Origin of the sequence: Emcibacter nanhaiensis, assembly GCF_006385175.1 — a bacterium.
Classification (GTDB): Bacteria; Pseudomonadota; Alphaproteobacteria; order Sphingomonadales; family Emcibacteraceae; genus Emcibacter; species Emcibacter nanhaiensis.
This window is the reverse complement of the sequence record NZ_VFIY01000015.1, coordinates 20,222-33,797: the sequence shown is the minus strand read 5'-3', so window position 1 is coordinate 33,797 and position 13,576 is coordinate 20,222. Positions and strand designations below refer to the sequence as shown.

Annotated in this window: 6 protein-coding genes; 2 read left to right on the top strand and 4 right to left on the bottom strand. The window is 51.7% G+C overall.

The features are described 5' to 3' along the window. The first annotated feature begins 83 nt into the window (after positions 1 to 83). Positions 84 to 299, top strand: coding sequence for a hypothetical protein (locus FIV46_RS18115; protein ID WP_181163224.1), 216 nt, complete (start codon positions 84 to 86; stop codon positions 297 to 299). Beyond that, entirely contained in the window at positions 289 to 1,959 is a 1,671-nt protein-coding gene (locus FIV46_RS12165; RefSeq protein WP_181163223.1) for a recombinase family protein, read from the top strand. The genes FIV46_RS18115 and FIV46_RS12165 overlap by 11 nt, the downstream gene beginning before the upstream one ends. A gap of 652 nt (positions 1,960 to 2,611) precedes the next feature. Here FIV46_RS12165 and FIV46_RS12160 read toward each other — a convergent pair. From FIV46_RS12160 to gspD, 4 genes are all read right to left on the bottom strand, one after another. Next, complete coding sequence (locus FIV46_RS12160; protein WP_139941202.1) at positions 2,612 to 8,542, bottom strand: RHS repeat-associated core domain-containing protein; 5,931 nt, start codon at positions 8,540 to 8,542, stop codon at positions 2,612 to 2,614. Positions 8,543 to 8,710: 168 nt separating this feature from the next. Further along, entirely contained in the window at positions 8,711 to 10,513 is a 1,803-nt protein-coding gene (locus tag FIV46_RS12155; protein WP_139941201.1) for a Calx-beta domain-containing protein, read from the bottom strand. Between the two features lie 108 nt (positions 10,514 to 10,621). After that, entirely contained in the window at positions 10,622 to 11,479 is an 858-nt protein-coding gene (locus FIV46_RS12150) for a hypothetical protein (RefSeq protein ID WP_139941200.1), read from the bottom strand. Beyond that, positions 11,460 to 13,574, bottom strand: coding sequence for a type II secretion system secretin GspD (gene gspD / locus FIV46_RS12145; protein ID WP_139941199.1), 2,115 nt, complete (start codon positions 13,572 to 13,574; stop codon positions 11,460 to 11,462). Before gspD ends, FIV46_RS12150 begins: the two co-directional genes overlap by 20 nt. Positions 13,575 to 13,576 lie beyond the last annotated feature (2 nt).

Here is a 13,576-nt window from a genome sequence, read left to right as displayed (position 1 = left end):
TGCTCTATGGTAGCGGAACCGCCTTGTGCGCCCCGGGCGCCCCCCTTGACGGAGCCTTTTTCGCGGCCTCTACTTGTCAGGTTATGAGCAAAAAACGTCTCTTCATCTCCTGCATCCCGTCCGCTCCGGCCAACGATAACCAGCCGGACGCACACAAACCCGATGCCCGGCTTATGGCCCTGGCCGAGCTTCTCGGTCGGCAGGCCGCCCGGGATATCTATGACAGCACGCGCCCCGCCGCCAATGACGTCAATTCGTCAGATGACCCATCCTGTGAGGAGACCGACCATGACCGCTAACACTTCCCTGTTCCCGGAACTCTCTGTTCCCAAAGTCGCCATCTATGCCCGCTACTCTTCTGATAACCAGAGAGCCGCTTCCATTGAAGACCAGATGCGCCTGTGCCGGGAAGCGGCGGAGCGGGAAGGCTGGAAGGTGGAAGCCTGTTATCAGGATAGTGCGGTAAGTGGAGCCAGCCTGATCCGACCCGGCATTCAAAAGCTCATGGAAGCGGCCATGGAAGGTAAGTTCAATATTTTGGTGGCAGAAGCCCTGGACCGGCTCAGCCGCGATCAGGAAGATATCGCCGGGCTCTATAAACGCCTGAGCTTTGCCGGGGTCCGCATCATCACTCTGAGCGAAGGCGAGATCAACAATCTGCACATTGGCTTGAAGGGCACCATGAACGCGCTGTTCCTCAAGGACCTTGCCGACAAGACCCGCAGGGGTCTCAGGGGACGCGTCGAACAGGGCAAGTCCGGTGGTGGCCTCACCTATGGCTATGATGTGATCAAAAAGTTCGACAAGAAGGGCGAGAAGCTCACCGGCGAACGCAAGGTCAACAAAAAGGAAGCGGAAGTGGTCATACGCATCATGACCGACTATGCCAACGGCATTCCCCCGCTCAAGATTGCCACAGCCCTCAATGAAGAGAAGGTGCCCTCGCCAAGCGGCAAGGGCTGGGGACAGAGCACCATTAATGGCAATGCCAAGCGCGGCACCGGCATCCTCAACAATGAACTCTATATCGGGCGCATGGTCTGGAACCGGCTCCGTTATGTCAAAGACCCGGACACGGGCAAACGGATTTCCCGGCTTAACCCGCCGGAGGAACATGTCATTCAGGAGGTCCCGGAGCTGCGTATTGTCGATGACGAACTCTGGCACAAGGTCAAGACCCGCCAGCAGGGACTGCGCCTGCACCAGAAGCCGCGCAAGCCCTATGCCTTCCGGGATGCACGGCGCCCAAAGCATCTGCTCTCCGGCCTGCTCAAATGCGGCCGCTGCAAGGGCATCTATATCGGGGCAAGCCAGGGCTACTTCGGCTGCAGCACCCGGCTCAATAAAGGCACCTGCGACAATCATCATTATGTGAAGTATTCACGACTGGAAGACGTGATCCTGGACGGCTTGCGCTGCAATTTGATGAAGCCGGAATATTTCAGGGGGTTCTGTGATGCCTTCACCAAAGAGATGAACCGGATCAAACAGCAGGAATCCTCTCAGCTCTCCGGACACCGGCGGGAACTGCATGCCTGCGGCAAATCCATTGCCCGCTTAATTGACGTGATCAAGAGGGGCCATGAAAGCGAAGCCATCATGGAAGAACTTGAGACCCCGGAAGCCCGCAAGAAAGACCTCAGCCGCCGGGTGAGCCAGGGCGAGCGTCCTGCCCCCTTGCTGCATCCCAAAATGGCGGACGTCTATCATGAGCGCCTGGACGCGCTCTATGATAATCTTCAGGACCCGAAGACCCAGATTCTGGCGGTCGAAGTCCTGCGCAGTCTCATCGATTATATCGAACTTCAGCCCATCGACGAAGTGCTCCATGCCCGCATTCACGGGGACTTTTCCAACTTGTACCAATTTATGCAAAAACAAAAAGTCCTTATCTCTCAAGGAGATAAGGACTTGTCGCTGGATTTGGTTGCGGGGGCAGGATTTAAACGGAAGTTGTAACTTCTCTAGCTATATTACCTTTTTCAACGATCTCCAGAATTCCTCGCTACAAAAGTCTTTGGCGTGCAAAGTCTCTTTGCCGGAAGTATCTTGAGTAGCGCAGGTTCGTTTATGCGCACCACGATTTATTTCCCCTATCTGATATAGTTAGGAGTATATTCAACATGTGATAGAGAGATTATTCAACTCTGATCCCATTGATTCATGACTTTATTTGGACTGGCTACTTTTTATCCGAAAAAGATTAAACGCAAATACTAAGTGCAGAATTGCCCAACAGATTATGTGCGTAAACCGTATAATCCTATATTGCCCCTCAATAGAGAAATTTTGAACAAGATATTCAAATTCCCCAATTCCGATCCACAAAACACTAACTGATTGCGATATAAATGCTACAACGAATAGCATCAATCCTACCATTCGCACAACGTTGTTGCGCGATATAAACTGAACAAAAAATTTCGGATAAATGGCGATTATTATTGTACTTACAATTAAGAAAACACCATAAAGTGTAAAAATTAATCCACTGTCTTGTAATACATTGAATAAAGAAAACGTCAAAACTTGAAGAACAAAAATCAAACAAATTTGTAACACACCATATAATATATTCTTCAAATTTCTGGACATCCTTTCTCCTCCATTATTAATCATTTGACACCGGTTGTGTAGCTTTACAAACATTAGTGGGACTTTCAACAGCCTGTTCGGCCAGTTCTAACAATAGTTCACTATTGTCGATAACATATGTCCCTGCATTAACTGCCCTTGAAACATTATTAATAGTATTGACAGTGCTTATTGGACCGACCACAGGTATCGACGCAGACATAGTGGTAACGGGAATTCTTACATCTACGTTCGAAATATTAATTCCTACCGTTGTTGTCCAAGAAGTTTCATTGCCAACGCAAATATTACTACATGAAAATTCGACCTGGAGAGTACCTGATAAATTCCCGACAACATCGAATGCATGTTCTGTAAAGAATCCTTTTGATGTTGGGTTTGGTGTGGGAGCAAAGAATGAGTTTTTGGTCCCCGGCAAAGCTGAGGGATCACCACCAGGTCGAATTTTAACGTTTGAAATATCTACGGCTGAAATTTCACCTGTTATACTATTTGTACAAGAAGAACTATTATCACCCTCAGAATCATTATTTCCTCTGTTCTTGTTTGAACCTGAGCCGGAACCTCCTCCGCCTGCCGGTCTTCCTGGCGTGTCAGCAAATCGATTTGCAAAAGGCGGAACAAAACTGTGGATCATCTCAAACAGCCATGGGTCCATGCCCCAATCGTGGAAAGATCCTGTTGTGCCAGTACAATCTGCCCACCCCTCATCTTCAGAACACAAACCCATCGGATCGCGATAATTCATTGGATCATTGCCCACATAGGCATACATGTTCATGCCGTCGACATATCCCAGGGGATCAGGACTGATGAAGCGGCCCGTCTGGGCGTTATAATAGCGGTTGCGGTAATAATACAGCCCGCTTTCCTGATCCACCCGCCGGGCGGTATATTTATAGGGACTTTCGGCTTCCGACGCCCCTTCGCCGAAGGGACCATAGGTGAACTTGTCCACCACATCGCCGTTGTTGTCCGACACCGCCACCACAGAGCCGGAAGCGTTTTTATGCACATAACTCTTGTTGTCCGAGGAATCGACAATGGCGACCAGATCATCGATGCCAAGACCATAAACATAACGGCGCATGAGGTTACCGGTATCGCCATCATAGTCAGCCATCACCTGGCTGCCGGACCAGAGAAACTCCGTATTGATCCCGCCGGCGGTTTTCTCGCTACGTCGTCCCAAAGGATCATAGGCATAAGTGCCCACCGTCACGCCGCCGGATTTGGCCTCGGTCATCTGCCCGGCCGCATTAAACACGAAGGTCTGGACGCCGTCCTGGGTCAGGTTGCCATTGGCGTCATGGCCCTGAGTGGTGCCGGCGATGGAGGTATATTGGTTCAGGCCATTGCTTGAATAGCTGAGGGTTTCACTTTCCAGGAAACTGGGAATCCAGCGGAAGTCAGGGTTGCTGATGGACTGATTGGTGATCTGCCCGGTATCATTTCGGGTATAGGTCCAGACACTGTCGTCCGTTGTCCCGGTGAAGTTCTGGGTGATGGTTTCCACATACCCCACATCATCATAGGTGTAACTTTCCGTTGTGCCGTTGCCAAAGGTGATGGAGGTTACCCGGGAACCGCTGTCATAGGCATAATCCGCAAGGGTCGTTGAACCGGATTCCTTGATGGTGTCGAGCCGCCCCGCATCATCAACCGCATAACGCAGCCAGTAGTCGCTTTCACCTCCCGGGAAGTTATATTTCACATCCCAGGTGCCGGCGGCGTCATCATAGACATAGTCCATCTGGCGGCCAAGACTGCCCACCTCCTGGGTGACACGGCCCAGGGCGTCATAGGTGCTGGTGACCGTCTGTGCACCGAGATAGGCGGTCGTCACCTGCCCCATGATGTCATAGTCGTAGGAATAGGTCCCCACGCCGGGCACCGTGCGGCTGTCCAGACGCCCAAGCGCATCATAGCTCATGGTGATGGTATCGCCCTTGCGGGTGGTCACGCTGGTCGGCCGGCCCAGATCATCAAAGGCATTGACGGTGGAGCTGACGCTCAGCGGATAATTGGTCGCCACCCGACGATCAAAGCCGTCATAGCTATAGCTGGTGATATTGTTCTTGCCGTCTTTCAGGGTCGCAATGGTGCCGTTGTCATTATAGGTGATATAGTCATGGCTTTCGTCAGCTGTGCCTTCGCCACGCACCATTTCTATTTTGCGGCCCGCTTCATCATAGAGGGTCTTGACGGTTCTAGTGTCCGGGTCGGTCACCGTCACCGTGCGGTTCACATCATCATAGGTAATGGAGGTGGTGTTGCTGCCATTGTCGGTGATGGAGATCACCCGGTTGTCATCATCATAGGCCCGGGTGGTGATATGCCAGACGCTGTTAATCAATTGTTTGCTTTGCTCCAGCCGGCCGGCATCGTCATAGACATAGGCCGCCTGTTGGCTGAGCGGACCAGTCATGCCGGTCTGACGGCGCAGGTAATCGTAGCTGAATGTGGTCACCTTGTTGCGGTGATCGGTTACAGTGGTCAGGTCACCGACTGCGTTGTAGCCATACGTCGTGTTGATGTTGAGACCGCCGTCATCGGCTTCGCTCTTGGTCACTTCCCCTTTGGCATTATAGGTAAAGCGGGTCACCGTGCCGTCTGGCGCCGTTATGGTCAGCGGCTGTCCGTTGGCATTATAGCTATAGCTGGTCACCGGGTTCTGATTGGCGCCGCCATTGACGGAAACGGCGGGCCGGGTCACAGAAGACAACAGGCCAGTGGTCGTCTCATAGGCAAAGGTGGTGACATTACTGCCGGGATCCGTCACCGTGCTGAGCTGACGGAATTTGGCCGCCCCTTCATAGGTATAGCTGCTGGTCTCACTGCTCAGGCCCGAGGCCGGTTTGGGATTCACCGTGACAGAGCTCACATTGTGATAGCGGTCATATTCATAGTCGGCCGAGTTTCCTTCGGGTGCTTCGACATTGACAGTGCGCCCAAGCCGATCGAGCGTGGTGACCGTAACATCGCCTGTGCCGTTGATGGTCTTGACCCAGCGGCCGTAGGGATCGCGAATGGTCACAACCGAGGCCCCACTGGGATCCACCAGTTCGGTACGCCAGTTGTTTTCATAGACGTAGGTTGTGCCCCGCTCCGGTGTGGTGATCGCCGTCGCCTGTTTCAGGGCATTATGGGTATAGGTGACGGAATTGGTGACTTCCGGGGTGGAGATCGTGTTCAGAGCAATCCCGGAATAGGTATAGTCCACCAGAGAAGTGCTCGCCCCGCCGATGATCTCATAGAGATCGGCTGAAACCAGGTCTGCCCCCGTATATCCATATTCTACATAGCGGCCGGTATTATCCTCCACCTTGGTCATTCGACCTTCACTATCAATATCTATGGTCAGGGTTCGGCCCAGGCCATTAGAGGCCACAATCTGGGTAGCGGACGGATAAGTCAGGGTCAATGCCATCCCGGCAGGCCAACTTTGGGTGCCGAGGCGAAACTCCCGCGCTGTGGAATCGGTCGCGGCAAAGGCCATTTCCACCCCTGATTTGGCCGTATAAGTCGCTGTTGTCGACGCGCCGGAGCCACTGAAAGTAAGCGAAGAGGAAAGCCCTGCCGGCGTACTCCAGCTGCCGTCAGCAAGACGGACAAACTCGGCCACATTATGGGCCTGGCGGAGTTTAAAAACATTGTTGTAGAGACCCTTGTGCAGCCAGTTCTGGATGATGCTGTTAACCAGTACTCGCTCGATAGAGTTTCCTGATTTCAGAACCTCCCGGCCCACATAAAGCGCCACCATGGCCCGCGCGGCCTCAACAGCATGACGACGTCCCAGCGCCAGTGTGCCATCACTGCTCAGTTCACCGGTCACCGCATAGTTATGGGTCCAGCCTCCCTTGGTCCCGTCGTTGGCGTCAGCCCGGAAAGACCGGGTGAACGGCAAGGAGAAGGGGAAGGCGCCGTTCCCGGTCACCAGATCCGTTGAACTGCTGCGTGCCGCCGCATTGGCCGGGTTGACCTGACTGTTGCTGCCGGCGCTACTGCCGGTGACGCCCGTGGTCTTCGCAACGAACTCCGGCTCCACATCCCCTTGCTCAATATAGCCTTTCAGGTGACTATTGGGTGTGGACACCCCATCATCCATATTGTGGCCGATGGCGTCATCACTATCGATGTAAATATAAGCCATACCGGTGAAATCACCTTTCACCAAGCTACCGTCATCCGGCAGGATAATCCGCCGGCTGCCGCTCAAGAAACTGGTGATATCGGCAATTTCTGCGCTCGAATAATTAGAGATATAGCTTTGAACTGTCGACCAGTTTCCACTGGTCACATCATAAAAGCGTACGCTGTCATCATTAGCTTCTGAAAACAGTGTTGTCGTTCCGACAGAGTCCGGCGCTGTTGCAGTAGAATCCGCCACCTGGTCCAATGTCGCCCCTTCCAGCATGGCCAGAGCGGAGGTTACGGTTTGCAAAGCAGCCGTGCGATTTGCCGCCACATGGGTCGGATCAGTCACGGAGATCTGGGAGCGGATATCCATCACCGGCTGGATCAGGCCCGCCGTATCATTTTCGCTGGAGACCAGACCCACATGGTCATGGACCACGGAATAAAGATCATTCACCCCATCATTGAGCGTCATCAGGTAGGACGCCTGCGCCATCCAGCTGGCGGCGATGGAGGTCAAAGACATCGCATTTTCTTTTTCCGCCACTTCGGGCCAGAAGGGAGGCGTCAGGCTCTGCCAATCCAGATTTTGATATCTGCCCTGAAGGCCCATCCCGATGTATCCAAATCCGAGAACCAGACCTGCTTCTGCATCTGCCCCAACCAAGGGATTGAGGGTTTCCGTATGGTTGCCAAATGAATTCCCTCCCTCAGCGTAAGGATGGTCAATGCTCACAAGTAAAGCGGTAGATGTTTGATATGTGAAGGCAACCCTCGAATGAATGCCTATGCGAAAAGAGATGACTGGCTCTCCGGCGATTTCCCGCTTCTCAAACCACATGCGTTTACCATACAGATCGTCGGCATATAGAGGAATATCCACATTGTTATAGGAGATGGTGACTTTTGTTCGGTGCTGATCCGGAATATCGCCTGTCCAGGTATCCGGATTACTGGAAACCGTGTGGCCCAGTTGAGCTTCTGTCTGCCGCAAGCCACCGGATGGAATGGTGACAGGCTCAATTTCATAACCGCCGGCAATATCGGTCACGGACAGGTCATGATTGGCTTCTGATTGCATGTTAGCAACAAGTGTGTCGGCGTAGGAGGCCAGATCCGTCTCGATCTGCGCAGAGTCTGCTGTCTCCGCATAGCTGTAGGCCGTAGCCCCGGAGCCAACCGTGTTCGCCGATACATCAGCATTTGTCCAGAAGGTTGACCCGTTATACCCCATCTGGGAAGACAGGGTCCAGCCACTGATGCGGGTCTGGGTCTTGATGGATGGATCGAAATAATAATATCCATCATCAATATAGACTTCCACCCAGACATGAACAAATTCAACATCGCTGCTTGCTGTAGAAGACGACAAGGAGGAACAACTTGTTGTTCCATTGACGGACATGCCGAAGCCACCAGCCCGCAACAGTTCGCAGGCAGAACGATCACTGGTCGTACCAAACAAGTTACTGAACTGTGCACCAGATAAGGTGGCAGTCCCGAACCGATACTGTGCGGTATACCCTGCGGCTCTCAACATCTCCACCAATAGATGCGCCTGGTCGAAGGCTGTGCCTTTGCCATCAATAACGGCACCCAACGCGCCATTTTTCAAGCCATAAAGGGGTAGCGTTTCAACATTGTCATAAACGTATTCAAAAATAAGATCCGGGTCATTTTTGAGGGAGGCGGCCAGATCAACAATTTCCTGATGCGTGTCATTCACCACCGAGTAAGAATGAGCTGTGGCTGAACCCAGCTCGGTAATGGCATCGGAGGGAGATATGCCGGAGCCCTTGAGAATTTTCACAGTGGGAGGATTGGCCGCATGGACATATGAACTTCCTCCTATGGCGATCAATGCCAGGAAAGACAGAAATTCAAAAACCTTTAAACAAAAACGCACCACTTTTATTCCCCCTTTTTGCCTTCATCTGTGGCTATATCAACAACAACCTGGGTGACTCCACCCTCATATTCAATCAAGAGGTCCACCTCCCCCGCCAGTCACTGTCAAAGTGACTGTACCCGTGTCCGTTCCCCCGAACCCGTCAGAAATGGTATAGGTGAATGTTCTTGTACCGGTCGGACCTGCACTGCAATCCAGAGACGTCGAACTATAAATCGTGCAATAGTCGGCGCTGACCGACGTAACCGTCAAACTGTCTCCATTGGCATCTGTGTCATTGCTCACAACATTGACCGTAACCTGCGATGCCTGAATTGCGGTAACACTGTCATTGTTGGCCACCGGCGCCACATTATCGTCATTGGTGATTGTCCCCACACCCTGACTGTCAGAGATGGTCGCTCCATTGGTGGCGGAACTGAGATTCACATAGAGTGTCTCGCTATGCTCATTGATGGACTCCTGAGTTGTAATGACTGAAACAGTCTTACTCGTTTGTCCAGCCGTGAACGACAGCGTTCCGCTCGTGTAAGTAAAATCCGTATATATTGCCGAGCCATAAGCCGTCGCGTAATTCACATTGTGGCTAAGCGCTGTCGAACCGGATTTGGTCACCGTGAAGGTCAGTGTACCGCCTTCCAAAACCGTCGCGTTGCTAATGGAAAAACTGGGTGCAGTATCATCATTAGTGATCGATGCAGAATCATTTATTTCCGACCTTGTTGCCCTCACAGGATTTGTAAGTGTCAAAACAACGGTCTCACTAGCTTCATAAACACTGTCTTCCGCGGTCGCCACCGTAATGGTGCCGGACGTCTGGCCCTCAGGAATCACAAGGGTACCGGACGTGGCTGTAAATTCATCTGCAGACGCTGTCCCCGCCGCCACTTCATAATCCACCTTCACATCCACCGTTGTCGCCTCAGATAGGACGATCTCATAACTCAGATCCTCACCCTCCAAAGCATTGTGAGGCGTGATACTCAATCCCGGGACGACGGGTGTATAAGTGATGTCTGTGACCCGGACCGATGGCCTGTAAAAATAGGTCGTATATCTGTTTTGCTCACTTTCGCCATAATAGACGAAAAAACGGGCGTACATATTGTCTGTCGCCCGGTCTTCATACCAGCGAAAACTAGAAACATTTCTTACTTTTTCGCCGCTATCAACGTCAAATATCCCCCCCCATTCGGAATAACTTTGCGCCAAGGGATAGCCCTCCGGAAGCACATAAGCGACAATCTTGTACCATTTGTCTTCTTCCAGATCGGCGCTTTGAACTGAGGGAGTTAAAATTACAAAATAGGGATTATTGTGGACATTCGTATTTGTAGCGTATTTAACGACGCCAGCGGTTCTGGTTCCCAAATAAATGCTTTGATAGGCTTGATCGTATTTTTTAAAGTAGATCGTAAATTCGTATCCCTTGGTCGGATCAATGGTGAAATTGTTCGTTTTACTTGCCCCACCCCCATTGGCATCACTCTCCGTCTGACCAGCCTCCATTGCTGTAATCGTTGACGTGTTTCCAGGACCATTCACACGTGTCCATCGTGCTTCATTGGAAAAAGATACACTGGCTCCCCAGTCTGAAACAACCGCAGCACCGGCAGGAGCAGAATCTACAGGCCAGTTCGTCAGAGAAATCAGATTTGGACCTACAGCACGGGAGGGGATCTTGTCGGTGAGTATGGTCTGGGTTCTGTTGCCCGCCGCGTCATACTGATATTCGATCTGATCACCCACTTGAGTGACCACCTTCTTCAGACGCCCGAGATCGTCATACTCAAAGGTCTGAGAAAATGCCAGACTGACAAATGTAAATACAGTGAGGGCAAGCCCCCCACACATGGCTCGCGAGATATTCATAGATTCCCCCAAAGGTATCCGTAGAAGAAATTGTATATTTTTTATAGTTAAAGCCTACGATAGATATTAACTATGTCAATGATTATTTTTACATGCATATTTGTCTGGTTATTTTTGACTACATTCACTTTCACGTGAAAACTCCGCCCTCCAAGCATATACCCAAAAAGGTTCTTTGCGATTTCCAGTCAAACGCACAATGGCTCTTTTCTGCAGAAAACCCCCTTTTTGTGATTTGACCCTAGCAATCAGAGTATAGACTCGGCCGGAATGGGATATACTATTTTGCACAACAGAGTTTGTAGCTTCCGACACCAAACCGCCGCTGCTCGTTCCACTAATTTCCATCCAGTTTCGCCCTCCCCATCTTTTTTTATCAGCCCACTGAAGAAGTTCTTTGATTTCCTCTGTCGCCGCCAAATGGTCCACGCCAATCACACCCGTATAAACGGTGAAAAAGGGTGCGGCACAGTGATAGATGTTTTCCGGAATATCGGCTTTCTGCAAGAGATCAGAAACCACGCGAAAAACTTTTTCCGGACTATTTTCTCGCAGTTCCGCAATATGAGCCGCCATATCCAGTGCCTCATCCTCTTCCATGCCCCGATAGGCCAGAGCCGCGGAAATCAACAAGGGATCTGCCGAATTGAGATCAATCTTTCCCCGCTCCGGTTCGATGGCTACCTCGATAGTGTAACCTTCAAAATTAACCGTTGTCGTCCCCACAACCGGCTTGATCTCTCGTCCTTCGGAAGGAGAAGATAACCGTCGGATCACCTCATAGAGTGCAGCTTCAGACGCCGCATTGGCCTTCTCCTGCTCAATCATGTTTTTCGCGAGATGACTGTTGACCCGGGCCAGAGCAAGCACCGTCATGGCAATGAGGGACAAAACCAACACCCCCCACAACACACTGATCAGAGCAATTCCCTGATCTGAAGATTTGTTAGTTCGCTTGAGCGTCATCTTTGATTTCAAATGCCGATGTCGGGAAAGGTGTCAGACGTTCGAATTCCTGTTTGAGATTTTCGAGGGATTCTCGCACGTCCCCAGAGTTTTCCAATACTCTCGGCGTAATCAACACGATCAACTCCGTCCTGCGAGTGACGGTAGAATTGGTGCTAAAGGCTGCGCCCAACAGAGGAATATCCTTGAGCAGGGGAAGCCCCGACTTGCTATCGGTTATGTTTTCCCGGATCAATCCGCCAAGGGCCACCGTTTCCCCGTTCTGTATGGCGATGCTGCTTTCGATTTTGCGCTGCTGAATGGTCGGTGAATCAATGCCGGAGGAAATCGTCTCCGCTACATCACTGACTTCCTGAGAAACGTCCAGCAATACCAACCCGCCCTTGTTGATATGAGGGGTGATATTGAGGATCACACCGGTATCGCGGAACTCAATGGTATTCACGATTGGCGCATTGCTATCGGTGGAACTCTGGGAGGACTGTTTGGCGACGGGGACCTGGTCCCCGATCTGAAGGTTAGCGGTCTGGTTGTTCAGCACCATAAGCTTCGGAGAGGAGATCACTTTCACATCGGTAACCGATGAGATGGCATTCAATACTGCCCTGTTGGAGTTGGATCCGGTATAGACATAGGAAAAGCCGGGAAAGGAAGAAGCCACTCCGCCACTGCTGCTGTCCGAAAAGGTAAAACTATTAGAGCCGGTCTCCAGGAACCAATTCACCCCATATTGCAAATTATCATTGAGCGTCACTTCCGCAAGCGTCGCTTCAATCATGACCTGACGGGGCACAATATCCATCTGTTTGATGGCCTTGACAATTACCCCGTATTCTTCCGGTGTGGCCAGGATAAGAAGAGAATTATCATCCACATTCGGCACAATCTTCAATCGACCTTCGCTGAAAAAACTACCGCTCTCACCAGGTGAAGGCTGGAAAGAAGGTCTCCTTATCCCTGCAGCCGGCGCAGGTGTCCCAAGTTCTTCTTTGGTTTCTCCGCCCTTCGTATCCCCGAGAATCTGGCTCAGCGCCGAAGCAATACCTTCCACCTTGCCATGCTCGACATGATAAACATAAATCTGTCTGCCCGAAGTCTGTCCGCCGGTATCCAGCCTGGCAATCCACTCCTCTGCCCTGCGCAAATAGTCCTTGCTGTGAGAAATGGCCAGTAGAGAGTTTAACCTTGGCATGGGGATAAACTTGATCATGCCGCTCACCGGGGTCTCGGCATCATTGAAAATAACTGAAAGCTCCTCTTTGACAGTCTTGGCATCCACTTGCTGCAGCGAAAATAGCGCGAATGACATGCCTTGCAGCCAATCCACGTCAAAGGTACGGATCAGTTCCTGCAAGGTGGCCAGTTCTTTAGCCGTGCCGGCTAACAACAACAGGTTCCGGCTATTGTCGATGGAAAGAATGGATCCTTGTGGCGCAAAAGACTGTAAGAGTTTGGCCATCTCGCTGGGCGTGGTGTAATCGAGGGAGACCGCCTGGACGCCGAAGCCCGGCAGGTTGACGCTGGGCGGCACCGGCCGACGAATACTGGTTACCCGGCGCGGCGCATCCTTCAGTGGAATGATATGAAAGACACCTTCGCTCTTGATCATCGCCACATTGACCAGACGCAGCGCTTCTTCCAAAGCCATAAGGACTTCGGTTTTCCCGAGAGACCGGTTGGACTGCAGGGTGATTTTCCCTTTGACGGCCGGATCAAGCACATAATGCAGGGACAGCATATCGGAGAGCACAGCATCGACAACTGCTCTCACGTCACTTTCCAGAAAGTTCAGATCAATAGTGCCATCTTCACTCTTGGTAACCGACGGTAGTCCGCCAGGTCGGGCCGGCGCCATAAACTCGCCGGTGCCATAGATATATTCGGCGGCAGAATGTTTACCCTGGGTGACGTTACCGGCATCCGAGGCTTCTTCCTTCAGCAGGATATAGGGACTGCTTTCCCCGGCGGTGCTGGTCTGCTGCAGCGTAGGCGGCTCGTTTTGGCCTTGATCCGCACATGAGTTTAACAGTAGCACAAGTCCGAGAAGACAACCGCTCCTCAGAAGTTGAACTGGAAATCTGAACTGTAAATACACGT